This is a genomic window from Streptomyces sp. Y20 (genome assembly GCF_043195475.1).
Lineage (GTDB): Bacteria > Actinomycetota > Actinomycetes > Streptomycetales > Streptomycetaceae > Streptomyces.
In genome coordinates this window covers 114,602-128,066 of record NZ_JBIDDP010000019.1, presented here as the reverse complement: position 1 = coordinate 128,066, position 13,465 = coordinate 114,602, and the positions used below count along the sequence as shown (strand labels likewise).

Here is a 13,465-nt window from a genome sequence, read left to right as displayed (position 1 = left end):
GGCGCTTCCCTTCGGTCTTGCGTTTCCGACTCTATCAGATCTTTTCTCGACCCGATTTCCTCGGTGCTTTCCAGGTTCCCGCTTCCGCGTTTCCCTTTCCGGCGGTTCCGACTTTATCAGAAGTTCTGAGCCGGATTTCCCACCCGCTCCGGGCATCACGTCCGGCACAGAAGTGCCGGGCTTCCCGGTTGGGCGGAGCCGTAAACGTACTGGAGCGGGGCGCCCCGATGCAAATCGAGGTGCCCCGCTCCAGGCGTACACCGACGAGGATCAGACCTCCACGACCACCGGGAGGATCATCGGCCTGCGGCGATACCTGTCCGAGACCCACTTCCCGAGGGTCCGGCGGATGAGCTGCTGGAGCTGGTGGGGCTCCACGACGCCGTCCTGGGCGGACCGCTCCAGCACCTCCGTGACCTTCGGCAGGACCTCGATGAACGCCGAGTCGTCGATGCCGGAGCCACGGGCCTGGACGTGCGGGCCACCGGTGATCTTGCCGGTGGAGGCGTCCATGACCACGAAGACCGAGATGATGCCCTCGTCACCGAGGATCTTGCGGTCCTTCAGGGCCGGCTCCCCGACGTCACCGACCGAGAGGCCGTCGACGTAGACGTATCCGGCCTGGACCTTGCCGGAGATCCGGGCCTTGCCCCCGACCAGGTCGACCACCACGCCGTCCTCGGCGATGACGATGCGGTCGTGGGGCACGCCCGTCAGCACACCCAGCTCGGCGTTGGCCCGCAGGTGGCGCCACTCGCCGTGCACCGGCATCAGGTTCTTGGGGCGGCAGATGTTGTAGAAGTACAGCAGCTCGCCCGCGGACGCGTGGCCGGAGACGTGCACCTTGGCGTTGCCCTTGTGGACGACGTGGGCGCCCCAGCGGGTCAGGCCGTTGATCACGCGGTAGACCGCGTTCTCGTTCCCGGGGATCAGCGAGGACGCCAGAATCACCGTGTCGCCGTCGACGATGCGGATCTGGTGGTCGCGGTTGGCCATGCGGGACAGGGCCGCCATCGGCTCGCCCTGGGAGCCCGTGCAGACCAGGACCACCTGGTGGTCCGGCAGGTCGTCCAGCGTCCTGACGTCCACCACCAGGCCCGGCGGGACCTTCAGGTAGCCGAGGTCGCGGGCGATTCCCATGTTGCGGACCATGGAGCGTCCGACGAAGGCGACCCGGCGGCCGTACTCGTGGGCGGCGTCCAGGATCTGCTGGATGCGGTGGACGTGGCTGGCGAAGCTCGCCACGATGATCCGCTTGTTGGCGTTGGCGAAGACCGTGCGCAGGACGTTGGAGATGTCCCGCTCGGGCGGGACGAACCCCGGGACCTCGGCGTTCGTCGAGTCGGCGAGGAGCAGGTCGATGCCCTCCTCGCTGAGCCGCGCGAACGCGTGCAGGTCGGTGAGCCGGTTGTCCAGCGGGAGCTGGTCCATCTTGAAGTCGCCGGTGTGGACGACCATGCCGGCGGGGGTACGGATGGCGACCGCCAGGGCGTCCGGGATGGAGTGGTTGACGGCGACGAACTCGCAGTCGAAGGGGCCGATGCGCTCGCGGTTCCCCTCCGCCACCTCCAGGGTGTACGGGCGGATCCGGTGCTCCTGCAGCTTGGCCTCGATCAGGGCGAGGGTCAGCTTGGAGCCGATCAGCGGGATGTCCGGCTTCTCGCGGAGGAGGAAGGGGACGCCGCCGATGTGGTCCTCGTGGCCGTGCGTGAGGACGATGCCCTCGATGTCGTCGAGGCGGTCCCGGATGGACGAGAAGTCCGGCAGGATCAGGTCGATTCCGGGCTGCTCCTCCTCGGGGAAGAGCACCCCGCAGTCGACGATCAGCAGACGGCCGCCGTACTCGAAGACCGTCATGTTCCGGCCGATCTCACCGAGGCCACCGAGCGGGGTGACCCTCAGGCCGCCCTGGGGCAGCGGCGGGGGCGAGCCGAGTTCAGGATGCGGATGACTCAAAAGACTCTCCTCACCACGCGCGCCACGTACCGGTACGGCACGTGGCGCGCATGACGTTCGTGCGGAAGCAGTTGTCGTTGTACGACGCGGGCACCGGTGGTCCGCGTCCTTCTGTTGTTGTTCAGTTGTGAAGCCCGTGTGATGCCAAGTCTGTTGTCAGAGCTGTACCCCGCCCGCAGCAAGATCGATCTTGAGCTGGGCGATCTCCTCGGGCGAGCACTCGACCATGGGCAGGCGCAGCGGCCCGGCGGGCAGGCCCTGGAGGGCGAGCGCGGCCTTGGTGGTCATGACGCCCTGGGTGCGGAACATGCCCGTGTAGACGGGGAGCAGCTTCTGGTGGATCTCGGTGGCCTTGACGACGTCACCGGAGATGTAGGCGTCCACCAGGGCGCGCAGGTCGGGGGTGACCAGGTGGCCGACGACCGAGACGAAGCCGACCGCGCCCACGGAGAGCAGCGGGAGGTTGAGCATGTCGTCACCGGAGTACCAGGCGAGGCGCGAGCGCGCGATGGCCCAGCCGGCGCGGCCGAGGTCGCCCTTGGCGTCCTTGTTGGCGACGATCCGGGGGTGCTCGGCGAGCCGGACGAGGGTCTCCGTGCTGATCGGGACGCCGCTTCGGCCGGGGATGTCGTAGAGCATGACCGGCAGCCCGGTCGCGTCGGCGACGGTGGTGAAGTGCCGGTACAGGCCCTCCTGCGGGGGCTTGTTGTAGTACGGCGTGACGACCAGCAGGCCGTGTGCGCCGTCGCGCTCGGCCCGGCGGGCCAGCTCGACGCTGTGGTGGGTGTCGTTGGTGCCGACACCGGCCACGACGTGGGCGCGGTCGCCGACCGCCTCGACCACGGCTCGTACCAGGTCCGATTTCTCCGCGTCACTGGTCGTGGGCGACTCGCCGGTGGTGCCGTTGATGATCAGGCCGTCGTTGCCTGCGTCCACCAGGTGGGCGGCGAGCCGCTGCGCGCCGTCGAGGTCGAGTGCGCCGTCCGCCGCGAAGGGCGTGACCATGGCGGTGAGGACCCGCCCGAAGGGGGTCTGCGGAGTCGAGGTCGGAGCCATGGGTAACACGCTACTCGGTGCTCGATGGGGGGTGTGCCCGTGGGGTCTGGGGAAAGTCAGGACAAAAAGGGAGCCCGGCACTGCCTGCTCGGGGGTTCAAGCAGTGCCGGGTCCGTTTGATCAGGCTAGATGAACTTCTACAAATGCCGCAATACGGACACTTCACGAGGCTGACCCGTACATCCGTTCCGGGTGGGCGAACAGGGCTTCGTCACGGTGCCACCCGCCCGTTCGCGTTGAAGGCCGCGTACGTGAGCGGCATGAGCCGCGCCCACTGCGCCTCCATCTTCTCGCCCACCATCTCGATCTCCCGCTGCGGGAAGGACGGCACCTTGGCCAGCTCGTGCTGGGTGCGCAGCCCGAGGAAGTGCATCAGGGAGCGGGCGTTGCAGGTGGCGTACATGGAGGAGTAGAGGCCGACCGGCAGGGCCGAGCGGGCCACCTCGCGGGCGACGCCCTCGGCGAGGAGCTTCTGGTAGGCCGCGTACGCGTGCTCGTACGACTCCTTCAGGGTGCTGCTCACGCTCTCGTGCTGGCCCGGGGTGCCCTCGACGAAGACGTACTTGCCCGGGCGGCCCTGCTGGACCAGCTTGCGGGAGCTGTCGGGGACGTAGAAGACGGGCTCCAGCTCCCGGTAGCGGCCGGACTCCTCGTTGTACGACCAGCCGACGCGGTGCCGCATGAACTCGCGGAACACGAAGATCGGGGCGCTGATGAAGAACGTCATCGAGTTGTGCTCGAACGGGCTGCCGTGCCGGTCACGGAGCAGGTAGTTGATCAGACCCTTGGAGCGCTCGGGGTCCTTCTTCAGCTCGTCCAGGGACTGCTCGCCGGCGGTCGAGACGCGGGCGGCGAAGAGGACATCGGCGTCCGACGCGCTGGACTTCACCAGCTCGACGGTGACGTCACTGCGGAACGTGAGCGACTCGGTGGTCACGGGGGTTGGGGTCCTTCCCTCACTTCTGTGGTTCGCGCCCACCTTACGGGGCACCCGCCGGGACCGGAGCGGCACCTCGCCCCGAGAACCCACCGGCGACTTCTTCCGACATGGGCACCTTTTGTGTCACTCGGTCGTCTGTATCGGTGAGAACCACATGTTCCACCCGAACCCGAGAGGAGAGGCAACCGCGATGTTCCGTCGGCGCGAGCCCGTACCCTTCGCCTTCCTGGCCGAGGCGGACAGGTTCCGCAGCAATATCACTCCCCCGCCCCGACGGCGGGCCGCGGTCGGCGAGCTGGCCGGGCGCTGGCTGCTGGGGCTGACCATCGTCGCCGGGCTGGTCGGCGCCCTGATCGTCGGCATGCCGGCGCTGTCCACGCCGTCCGGTGCACCGGCCCAGCAGTCCCAGGCGTCCCATGGGCAGCCGGCCGGGGGGCGCTGACCCTTACGGACGCTCAAGGCTGGTGAGCGGTATCACGGCCGGATAATCTCACCGGGCACAGTCCACGCGAGGACCGAGTGAGGACCAGCCGTGCCCCTGCCCTTCCTGACGGCCGACCGCACCTTCGAGACGGCGTCCGAGAGCGCGCTGCCGTACGACGACCCGGACCGCTGGCGACGCCCGTACCGGCCGGGTCCCTGGCGGGTCGGCGTGGCCGCGCTCGGACTGCTGCTGGCCTCGTTCGTCCTGTTCGCGGCCGTCCTCATCGCACCGGCCGGCCCGCTGTCCGCCGCCGGCGCGGTCCTCGCCGCGGGTCTGGCGATCGTCGCCGGCGCGCTGCGGCTGCTGCGCATGGGGGTGTGGGTGAGCGGGCGCGGGCTGCGCCGGGTCGGTCTCGTGCTGACGCGGACCGTGCCGTGGTCGCGCGTGGCCGCCGTGCGGACGGTGCAGCAGCCGGTGCGCTGGCTGGGGCTGCCGCGCACGGTGCAAGGACAGGCGCTGGTGCTCGTGCGCATGGACCGGCGTCCCGACGACCCGGCGCCGTTGCTCACCACGCACGGCCTGGACTTCCTGGGCCGCCCGGCGGCCTTCGACCGGGCGGCGGACACGGTGGAGGCCTGGGCCGCGGAGCACCGCCGCGGCTGACCGGTGGACACCGGACCGAAGGCGGCCCACCACACCGCGGGCCGGCCCTTCGGCGTGCGTTCGGCACCCGGACCCGGAGCCGCGTCGGCGGCCCACGCGGGTCCTGGGCCGGCTCGGCCCTCCCCTGCTGCGGAGCGGACGCGGGCGGCCCCGTGACGGCCGGTCGCGCGGTCACGTGTCCCGGATGCCCCGGCCTTCCCCCGCCGGAGAGCGGGCGCGTGCGGACCCGTGACCGCGACATCCGGTCTCGGGGCGGCCCTTACGCCAGTCGCCTGCCGGGCACCGGAGGCCGTCGGCCGCTCTGTTCGTCCCTGATCCCCCGGCCCTCGATCCCCCGGCCGTCCGCCGGGGAGCGGACGCGGGTCGGTGGGGTGGGTCAGGTGCGGGCGGGTTCGGCGTCGTGCAGGGCGATGGCGCGCTGCATCGCCTTCCTGGCCCGTGGGGTGTCGTGGGCGTCGTGGTAGGCGACGGCGAGGCGGAACCAGCAGCGCCAGTCGTCGGGCGACTCCTCCGTCTCGGCCTTGCGCCGGGCGAAGACCTCGTCGGCCGAATCGCGGTCGATCCGGCCGCTGGGCGTGCGCTTCAGCTCGTCGACGGGCAGACCGCCCTCGGCGTCGAGTTCGGCGGCCAGCCGGTTGGCCCGGCGGACGAACTGGGTGTTCTTCCACAGGAACCACAGGCCGATGACCGGCAGGATCAGCACCGCCACGCCGAACGTGACGGTCAGGAGCGTGCCGGACTGGATGAGCATGACGCCGCGGCTGCCGACCAGGAGGAAGTAGAAGACCAGGACGGCGGCCGTGACGAGGTAGGTGATCTTCGCGCGCATGACGGATGGCTCAGCTCAGGTCCAGGAAGTGCTCCAGGCCGAACGTGAGGCCCGGAGTGGTCACCACGCGGCGCGCGCCGAGCAGGATGCCCGGCATGAAGCTGCTGTGGTGCAGGGAGTCGTGCCGGACGGTCAGGGTCTCGCCCTCGGCGCCGAGCAGCACCTCCTGGTGGGCCAGGAGGCCGCGGAGCCGGACGGCGTGCACCGGGATCCCGTCGACGTCCGCACCCCGGGCGCCGTCGAGGGCCGTGACGGTGGCGTCCGGCGCCGGCGCCGTGCCGGCCGCCCGGCGGGCCTCGGCGATGAGCTGGGCCGTGCGGGTGGCCGTACCGCTCGGGGCGTCGACCTTGTTCGGGTGATGCAGTTCGACCACCTCGACGGACTCGAAGTACGGCGCGGCGATCTGCGCGAACTTCATGGTCAGGACGGCGCCGATGGAGAAGTTGGGCGCGATGAGCACGCCAGTGGCCGGGGATGCGGCGAGCTGGCCCCGGAGCCGTGTGAGGCGCTCCTCGGTCCAGCCGGTGGTACCCACGACCGCGTGGATCCCGTGGCGCACGCAGAAGTCGAGGTTGTCCATGACCGAGGCGGGGGTGGTCAGCTCGACGGCGACCTGGGCGCCGGCTTCGACCAGCGTCCCGAGGTCGTCGCCCCGGCCGAGTGCGGCGACCAGTTCCATGTCCTCGGCGGCCTCGACCGCCCTGACCGCCTCGGACCCGATCCGGCCCCGGGCACCGAGGACCGCCACGCGCAGCTTGCTCATCTTCGCTTCCTTACCGACTTACCGACTTATCGATTCCGAGGACGGACGGGTCAGGCGACAGCATCGTGCAGGCGTGCGGCCTGCTTGTCCTTCAGCGGGCCGATGACCGACAGCGACGGCCGCTGCCCCAGGATGTCGCGGGCGACCGAGCGGACCTCGTCCGGGGTGACCGCGGCGATGCTGGCCAGCATGTCGTCGACGGACATCTGCTCTCCCCAGCACAGCTCGCTCTTGCCGATGCGGTTCATCAGCGCGCCGGTGTCCTCCAGGCCCAGGACGGTGGAACCCCGCAGCTGGCCGATGGCACGGGTGATCTCGTCGTCGGAGAGCCCGTTGTCCGCGACGTGGTCGAGTTCGTCCCGGCAGATCCGCAGCACGTCGTGGACCTGCGAGGGACGGCAGCCGGCGTACACGCCGAACAGGCCGCAGTCGGCGAAGCCGGAGGTGTAGGAGTACACGCTGTAGGCGAGACCGCGCTTCTCCCGGACCTCCTGGAACAGCCGGGACGACATGCCGCCGCCGAGAGCGGTGTTCAGCACGCCCATGGCCCAGCGGCGGTCGTCGGTGCGGGCGAGGCCCGGCATGCCGAGGACGACGTGCGCCTGCTCGGTCTTGCGGGCGAGCAGCTCGACCTTGCCGTGGGTGCGGATCGTGCGGCTGCCGTCGCGGGGGGCGATGGGCCGCGCGTCCGTGTTCCGGAGGGCGCCCGCCTTCTCGAAGGCCGCGCGGACCTGTCGTACGACCTTGTTGTGGTCGACGTTGCCGGCGCAGGCGACCACGAGGTGGGTGGGGTCGTAGTGCTTGCGGTAGAAGCGGCGGATGCGGTCGGCGGTGAGGGCGTTGACCGTGTCGACGGTGCCGAGGACCGGGCGGCCGAGGGCGTTGTTGCCGAACATGGTCTGCGCGAACAGGTCGTGCACGCAGTCGCCCGGGTCGTCCTCGGTCATCGCGATCTCCTCGAGGATCGCGCCGCGCTCGACGTCGACGTCCTCCTCGCGGATCAGGGACCCGGTGAGCATGTCGCAGACGACGTCGATGGCCAGGGGCAGGTCGGTGTCGAGCACGCGCGCGTAGTAGCACGTGTACTCCTTCGCCGTGAACGCGTTCATCTCGCCGCCGACGGCGTCGACGGCGGAGGAGATGTCGAGCGCGCTGCGCCGGGAGGTGCCCTTGAAGAGCAGGTGCTCCAGGTAGTGCGTGGCGCCGTTCAGGGCCGGGGTCTCGTCACGGGAGCCGACGTGCGCCCAGATGCCGAAGGTGGCGGAGCGCACCGAGGGCAGGGTCTCGGTGACGATGCGCAGGCCGCCCGGGAGGGTGGTCCTGCGCACCGTGCCGATGCCGTTCGCGCCCTTGACGAGCGTTTGGGTACGGGCGACGGCCCGCGCCTCCGAAGAGGTGCGGGCCGTCGCCTTGGAGCTACGGGACGTCACTGGTCGGCGTCGTCCTTCGCGGTCTCGTCCGCTTCCTCGCCCTCGATCACGGGGATCAGGGAGAGCTTGCCGCGGGAGTCGATCTCGGCGATCTCGACCTGGACCTTCTGGCCGATGCCGAGGACGTCCTCGACGTTCTCCACGCGCTTGCCGCCGGCGAGCTTGCGGATCTGCGAGATGTGCAGCAGACCGTCCTTGCCCGGGAGCAGCGACACGAACGCGCCGAAGGTCGTGGTCTTGACGACCGTACCCAGGTAGCGCTCGCCGACCTCCGGCATGGTCGGGTTGGCGATGCCGTTGATCGTGGCGCGGGCGGCCTCGGCCTGCGAGCCGACCTGGGCACCGATGTAGATGGTGCCGTCGTCCTCGATCGTGATCTCGGCGCCGGTGTCCTCCTGGATCTGGTTGATCATCTTGCCCTTGGGGCCGATGACCTCACCGATCTTGTCGACCGGGATCTTGACGGTGATGATCCGCGGGGCGTTCGGGGACATCTCGTCGGGCCGGTCGATGGCCTCCATCATCACATCGAGGATGTGCAGACGGGCGTCGCGGGCCTGCTTGAGGGCCGCGGCCAGGACGGAGGCGGGGATGCCGTCCAGCTTGGTGTCGAGCTGGAGGGCGGTCACGAACTCCTTGGTGCCGGCGACCTTGAAGTCCATGTCGCCGAAGGCGTCCTCCGCACCGAGGATGTCGGTGAGGGCGACGTAGTGCGTCTCGCCGTTGATCTCCTGGGAGATCAGGCCCATGGCGATACCGGCGACCGGGGCCTTGAGCGGCACACCGGCGTTCAGCAGCGACATCGTGGAGGCGCAGACCGAGCCCATGGACGTCGAGCCGTTGGAGCCGAGGGCCTCGGACACCTGGCGGATCGCGTAGGGGAACTCCTCGCGCGTCGGCAGGACCGGCACGATGGCGCGCTCGGCGAGGGCGCCGTGGCCGATCTCGCGGCGCTTCGGGGAGCCGACGCGGCCGGTCTCACCGACGGAGTACGGCGGGAAGTTGTAGTTGTGCATGTAGCGCTTGCGGGTCACCGGGGAGAGGGTGTCCAGCTGCTGCTCCATGCGGAGCATGTTGAGGGTGGTGACGCCCAGGATCTGGGTCTCGCCACGCTCGAACAGCGCGGAGCCGTGCACCCGCGGGATGGCCTCGACCTCGGCGGCCAGCGTGCGGATGTCGGTGACACCGCGGCCGTCGATGCGCTTCTTCTCCTTGATCACGCGCTCGCGGACCAGCTGCTTGGTGAGCGAGCGGTACGCGGCGGAGATCTCCTTCTCGCGACCCTCGAACTCCGGCAGGAGCTTCTCGGCGGCGAGCGCCTTGACGCGGTCCAGCTCGGCCTCGCGGTCCTGCTTGCCGGCGATGGTGAGCGCCTGGGCCAGCTCGGGGCGGACGGCCGCGGTCAGGGCCTCGAAGACGTCGTCCTGGTAGTCCAGGAAGACCGGGAACTCGCCGGTCGGCTTGGCGGCCTTGGCGGCGAGGTCGGCCTGGGCGCGGCAGAGGACCTTGATGAAGGGCTTCGCGGCGTCCAGACCGGAGGCGACGACCTCCTCGGTCGGCGCCTCGGCTCCGCCCTCGACCAGCTTGATGGTCTTGTCGGTGGCCTCGGCCTCGACCATCATGATCGCGACGTCGCCGTCCTCCAGGACGCGGCCGGCGACGACCATGTCGAAGACGGCGTCCTCCAGCTCGGTGTGGGTCGGGAACGCGACCCACTGACCGCGGATCAGCGCGACGCGGACGCCGCCGATCGGGCCGGAGAAGGGCAGGCCGGCCAGCTGCGTGGACGCGGACGCGGCGTTGATCGCCACGACGTCGTACAGGTGGTCGGGGTTGAGGGCCATGATCGTGGCGACGACCTGGATCTCGTTGCGCAGGCCCTTCTTGAAGGACGGGCGCAGCGGGCGGTCGATCAGGCGGCAGGTGAGGATCGCGTCCTCGGAGGGCCGGCCCTCACGGCGGAAGAAGCTGCCGGGGATCTTGCCGGCGGCGTACATCCGCTCCTCGACGTCCACCGTCAGGGGGAAGAAGTCGAGCTGGTCCTTGGGGTTCTTGGAGGCGGTGGTGGCCGACAGCACCATGGTGTCGTCGTCCAGGTACGCCACGGCGGAGCCGGCGGCCTGCTTGGCCAGGCGGCCCGTCTCGAAGCGGATGGTGCGGGTGCCGAAGGAGCCGTTGTCAATGACGGCCTCGGCGTAGTGGGTCTCGTTCTCCACTAGCGATTTCTCCGTTACTTGTCGTCTTTCGTCCCTCGGCTGCCCGTGTGGCAGGGGGACGGTGGCGGAGAAGCGCGCCGTCTGGTGCGGGCCGGTCTTCGATCGAAGCACCCGGGGCTCGCTTCCCCCCGGGGGCCACTACCGAGGACCGGCGGCGGCGCGGTGCGCTTCTCCTCGTTCTGTGTCGTCGTACGTTCTGCGTTCGTACTGCGTTACTGCGTTGTGCTACCACACTACAAAGCGTCGGTGACACTCCGCACGTTTCCGCATGTGCGGCGAAGTATGCCGGGTGCGGAGCGATTCCCCGCATACGGCAAAGGGAGCGGTCCCCGGGTTCCGGGAACCGCCCCCTTCATGGCGTCCTACTTGGCGCCGGCCGCACCGCGGCGGATGCCGAGGCGGTCGACCAGCGCACGGAAGCGCTGGATGTCCTTCTTCGCCAGGTACTGCAGCAGGCGGCGACGCTGACCGACCAGGATCAGCAGACCCCGGCGGGAGTGGTGGTCGTGCTTGTGGGTCTTGAGGTGCTCCGTCAGGTCGGAGATCCGACGGGAGAGCATGGCCACCTGGACCTCGGGGGAGCCGGTGTCGCCCTCCTTGGTACCGAACTCGGTGATGATCTGCTTCTTCGTAGCGGCGTCGAGCGACACGCGTACTCCTCATAGTCTGTGATTGCCACCGAGTGCCCCCGGTCTGCATCGCGGGGGAGCTTCCGTTACTCGGTAGGCGGGGATCCGCTGGGCGCGGCCTCCAGGGCGCAGTTTCCTGCAGGCTCCGGGGGCGCGTACACAAACGGCCGTCACTCAGGGTACCAGCCCGTGAAGGGCCTCCTCCGCCCGGTCGGCTCACCCTCCTGAGCGCAGGGGCCTGGGCCACTAGGGTGAGCGCCCGGACCGTACGTACCTCGGGGAAGGGGTCGCTGCACGATGGCGGAAACGGAAGCGGAGATCAAGGCGCGCAAGGAGCGGGAGCGGGACGAGCTGTACGGGCTCGACATCTCCGGTGCCGAGTGGCACTGCGCGCCGGGCACGGAGGAGCACGAGGAGCGGGTGGAGATCGCGTACCTGCCCGGCGGCGCGGTGGCGATGCGGTCCTCGCTCGACCCGGACACCGTGCTTCGCTACACCGAGGCGGAGTGGCGGGCGTTCGTGCTGGGAGCGCGGGACGGGGAGTTCGATCTGAAGCCCATGGCCCACAACGGGGGGCTGGACGCGCAGTAGCGGCACGCCCGGGCGGTGACCGGGCCCCGGCTCCTCGTGAGCCGGGGCCCGTGCCGTCGGCCGCGCGGATGCGCCGGCGGTCGCGCGGTCGGCGGTCCGGCCGCGCGGTCGGGTGTCTGGTCGTGCGGTCGGCGGTCCGGCCGTGCGGTCGGCGGTCCGGCCGTGCGGTCGGGTGTCTGGTCGGGCATGCGGTCGGATGTGCGGCGGTCGGGCGTCGTACGACCGCCGGCCTCCGACCGCCGGCGTCCGACGGCTGCCGTCCGGCGGCTGCCGTCCGGCGGTCGGCGTCCGGCGGTCGTCCGTCAGGAGCTGGTCATCGACCGGGCCGTCGCGTACACGTCGAAGACGGCCAGGGCGAGCGGGATCAGTGTCAGCAGCACGAAGCCCTCGCAGATCTCCAGGAAGCGGCCCCAGAAGGGGGTCAGTCCGCCACGCGGCAGGATCAGGCCCAGCGCGGTCACCAGGGCCGTGGCCAGCGCGATGACCGCGATCAGCCAGACGGTGCGGATGTCCAGGTCGGTGCGGTTCCCGGCCAGCGCCGCGCGCACGACGTGCTGCGGCGGGTTCAGGGCGAGACCGAGGCCCAGCAGGACCAGGGAGGCGAGCCCGGCCGCGAGGACGGAGGCGACCTGGGCGGTGTAGCGGAACAGGCCTGCGCGCATGAGCATCGCGATGCCGGTGGCGAACGCGAGCAGCTGGGCCCAGACGTCGTCGGAGAAGCCCAGCACGGCGGAGGCGCCGACGGCGAGCAGCGCGCAGCCGCCCACCAGGCCGACGAGGAGTTCGTGGCCGCGCCGCGCCTGTGCCTCGATGCGCTCGGTGTCCACGGGCTCCTGCGCGGCGGTCTCGATGCCGTAGGCGGAGCGCGCGGAGCCGCCGCTGGGGTTCTCGAAGCCGATCGGCAGCCGGGCGAAGCGCATCGACATGCCGGGCAGGAAGGCGAGGGCGCCGACGGCCACGGGCGCGCACAGGGCGGCCGTCTCGGTCGGGGCCCAGCCGGTGAGGGTCGCGGCGAAGACGGCGACCAGGGCGATCGCCGAGGCGAACACGAACGCCACGAAGGGACCGTCGCCGTGCGGCGCGCACAGCGCGAGGACCAGTGCGGCGACCAGGACGGCCGCGCAGGCCAGCAGGAACTGGAGCCTGCCGATGCCCTCGCCGTCGCTCAGCGGCAGCAGGCCGCTGCCGGCGACGCCGATGTTGGGCAGGGCGCCGAGGCCGAGGGCTACGGCCGAACCGCGGTCGTCGTAGACGCGGGCGCGGACCGCGGAGAGCACGACCAGGAGGACGCCGGTGACGGCGGCGAGGACGCCGGCCAGGCCGTGCATGTCGTGCAGCGGGTCGGCGGTCCAGGCGACGAACGCGAGCAGGGCGGGCAGGACCCCGCCGCCGGTCAGGCCGGCGGCCCGGGTCAGGTCACCGCTCCACAGCCTGTGCTGCCTGGTGACGGAGGAGGCGACGGCCTCGGCGACGTCGTCGTGGACGGCCGGCGGCAGGGAGTCCGCGAACGGGCGGAGGGTGAGGAGTTCGCCGTCGAGGATGCGCTGGGCCGCGAAGGAGCGGGCGCTGTCCAGCACGGTGCCGTCGGTGCGGACCAGGTGGTAGCCGACCGGGGCGCCCGCGGTGGGGCTCTGCTGGGACAGACGGAGGATCTCGGGGTAGAGGTCGGCGACCGGGACGTCGTCGGGCAGTGCCACGTCGATACGGCTGTCCGGAGCGACGATGGTGACCCGGCAGAAGCCGAGTCCGGTGCCGGTGCCGGATCCGGAAGGGGCTCCCGTCCCGGGTCCGCCGGTGGCGGCGGCCGTCATGCTCACCTGCTGCTCCCCCTCAGTGGTGGTGGTGCGTCTGTGTCGTGAAGGTCCCGTGCCGGTTCGCTCCGTACGCGGCGGCAGGGGTGCCGTACGGCGGTGCAGCGGGGCTGCCTCCCTCCTGTATCGAGGGGTTCGTCCCGCTACCTCCGGCCTG

General features: G+C 70.7%; 12 protein-coding genes. 3 read left to right on the top strand and 9 right to left on the bottom strand.

The genetic code is table 11. From position 1 onward, the window contains the following. Positions 1 to 270 precede the first annotated feature (270 nt). From ACGFT1_RS33450 to thyX, 3 genes are all read right to left on the bottom strand, one after another. Positions 271 to 1,956: a ribonuclease J gene (locus tag ACGFT1_RS33450; RefSeq protein WP_361994222.1), complete on the bottom strand. Its 1,686-nt coding sequence runs from the start codon at positions 1,954 to 1,956 to the stop codon at positions 271 to 273. Between the two features lie 156 nt (positions 1,957 to 2,112). Then, positions 2,113 to 3,012, bottom strand: a complete 900-nt coding sequence (gene dapA / locus ACGFT1_RS33445; protein ID WP_373912739.1) for a 4-hydroxy-tetrahydrodipicolinate synthase — start codon at positions 3,010 to 3,012, stop codon at positions 2,113 to 2,115. 211 nt (positions 3,013 to 3,223) lie between these two features. Then, on the bottom strand, positions 3,224 to 3,949 hold the full coding sequence (thyX, locus tag ACGFT1_RS33440) for an FAD-dependent thymidylate synthase (protein ID WP_373912738.1): 726 nt from the start codon (positions 3,947 to 3,949) through the stop codon (positions 3,224 to 3,226). A gap of 193 nt (positions 3,950 to 4,142) precedes the next feature. Here thyX and ACGFT1_RS33435 point away from each other — a divergent pair, with 193 nt between their 5' ends. After that, positions 4,143 to 4,394, top strand: coding sequence for a hypothetical protein (locus ACGFT1_RS33435; RefSeq protein ID WP_373912737.1), 252 nt, complete (start codon positions 4,143 to 4,145; stop codon positions 4,392 to 4,394). 90 nt (positions 4,395 to 4,484) lie between these two features. Next, entirely contained in the window at positions 4,485 to 5,039 is a 555-nt protein-coding gene (locus tag ACGFT1_RS33430) for a hypothetical protein (protein ID WP_373912736.1), read from the top strand. A 376-nt stretch (positions 5,040 to 5,415) separates the two neighbouring features. Here the strand turns inward: ACGFT1_RS33430 and ACGFT1_RS33425 are convergent, their stop codons facing one another. The 5 genes from ACGFT1_RS33425 to rpsO all read right to left on the bottom strand — a co-directional run bounded on the left by ACGFT1_RS33425 (position 5,416) and on the right by rpsO (position 10,927). Next, the gene (locus ACGFT1_RS33425; RefSeq protein ID WP_356945996.1) at positions 5,416 to 5,868 is read right to left on the bottom strand and encodes a hypothetical protein; all 453 of its coding nucleotides are present in this window, start codon (positions 5,866 to 5,868) and stop codon (positions 5,416 to 5,418) included. Positions 5,869 to 5,878: 10 nt separating this feature from the next. After that, positions 5,879 to 6,631, bottom strand: a complete 753-nt coding sequence (dapB, locus tag ACGFT1_RS33420; RefSeq protein ID WP_373912735.1) for a 4-hydroxy-tetrahydrodipicolinate reductase — start codon at positions 6,629 to 6,631, stop codon at positions 5,879 to 5,881. 50 nt (positions 6,632 to 6,681) lie between these two features. Next, positions 6,682 to 8,061: a M16 family metallopeptidase gene (locus ACGFT1_RS33415; protein ID WP_373912734.1), complete on the bottom strand. Its 1,380-nt coding sequence runs from the start codon at positions 8,059 to 8,061 to the stop codon at positions 6,682 to 6,684. Beyond that, the gene (locus tag ACGFT1_RS33410) at positions 8,058 to 10,277 is read right to left on the bottom strand and encodes a polyribonucleotide nucleotidyltransferase (RefSeq protein ID WP_373912733.1); all 2,220 of its coding nucleotides are present in this window, start codon (positions 10,275 to 10,277) and stop codon (positions 8,058 to 8,060) included. Before ACGFT1_RS33410 ends, ACGFT1_RS33415 begins: the two co-directional genes overlap by 4 nt. A 362-nt stretch (positions 10,278 to 10,639) precedes the next feature. After that, positions 10,640 to 10,927, bottom strand: coding sequence for a 30S ribosomal protein S15 (gene rpsO / locus ACGFT1_RS33405; protein WP_005479656.1), 288 nt, complete (start codon positions 10,925 to 10,927; stop codon positions 10,640 to 10,642). A gap of 276 nt (positions 10,928 to 11,203) precedes the next feature. On the opposite strand from rpsO, the gene ACGFT1_RS33400 reads away from it, so the two are divergent. Next, positions 11,204 to 11,497 (top strand): DUF397 domain-containing protein, encoded by a 294-nt coding sequence (locus ACGFT1_RS33400; RefSeq protein WP_121786601.1) that lies wholly within the window; start codon positions 11,204 to 11,206, stop codon positions 11,495 to 11,497. A 302-nt stretch (positions 11,498 to 11,799) separates the two neighbouring features. Here ACGFT1_RS33400 and eccD read toward each other — a convergent pair whose 3' ends face one another. Then, positions 11,800 to 13,308: a type VII secretion integral membrane protein EccD gene (eccD, locus tag ACGFT1_RS33395; RefSeq protein ID WP_373912741.1), complete on the bottom strand. Its 1,509-nt coding sequence runs from the start codon at positions 13,306 to 13,308 to the stop codon at positions 11,800 to 11,802. Positions 13,309 to 13,465 lie beyond the last annotated feature (157 nt).

What these genes read in the sequence shown, in the direction of transcription:
- dapA (WP_373912739.1), bottom strand. Translation starts at nt 3,012, where the DNA reads ATGGCTCCGACCTCGACTCCGCAGACCCCCTTCGGGCGGGTCCTCACC.
- ACGFT1_RS33435 (WP_373912737.1), top strand. Translation starts at nt 4,143, where the DNA reads ATGTTCCGTCGGCGCGAGCCCGTACCCTTCGCCTTCCTGGCCGAGGCG.
- ACGFT1_RS33425 (WP_356945996.1), bottom strand. Translation starts at nt 5,868, where the DNA reads ATGCGCGCGAAGATCACCTACCTCGTCACGGCCGCCGTCCTGGTCTTC.
- dapB (WP_373912735.1), bottom strand. Translation starts at nt 6,631, where the DNA reads ATGAGCAAGCTGCGCGTGGCGGTCCTCGGTGCCCGGGGCCGGATCGGG.
- ACGFT1_RS33400 (WP_121786601.1), top strand. Translation starts at nt 11,204, where the DNA reads ATGGCGGAAACGGAAGCGGAGATCAAGGCGCGCAAGGAGCGGGAGCGG.
- eccD (WP_373912741.1), bottom strand. Translation starts at nt 13,308, where the DNA reads ATGACGGCCGCCGCCACCGGCGGACCCGGGACGGGAGCCCCTTCCGGA.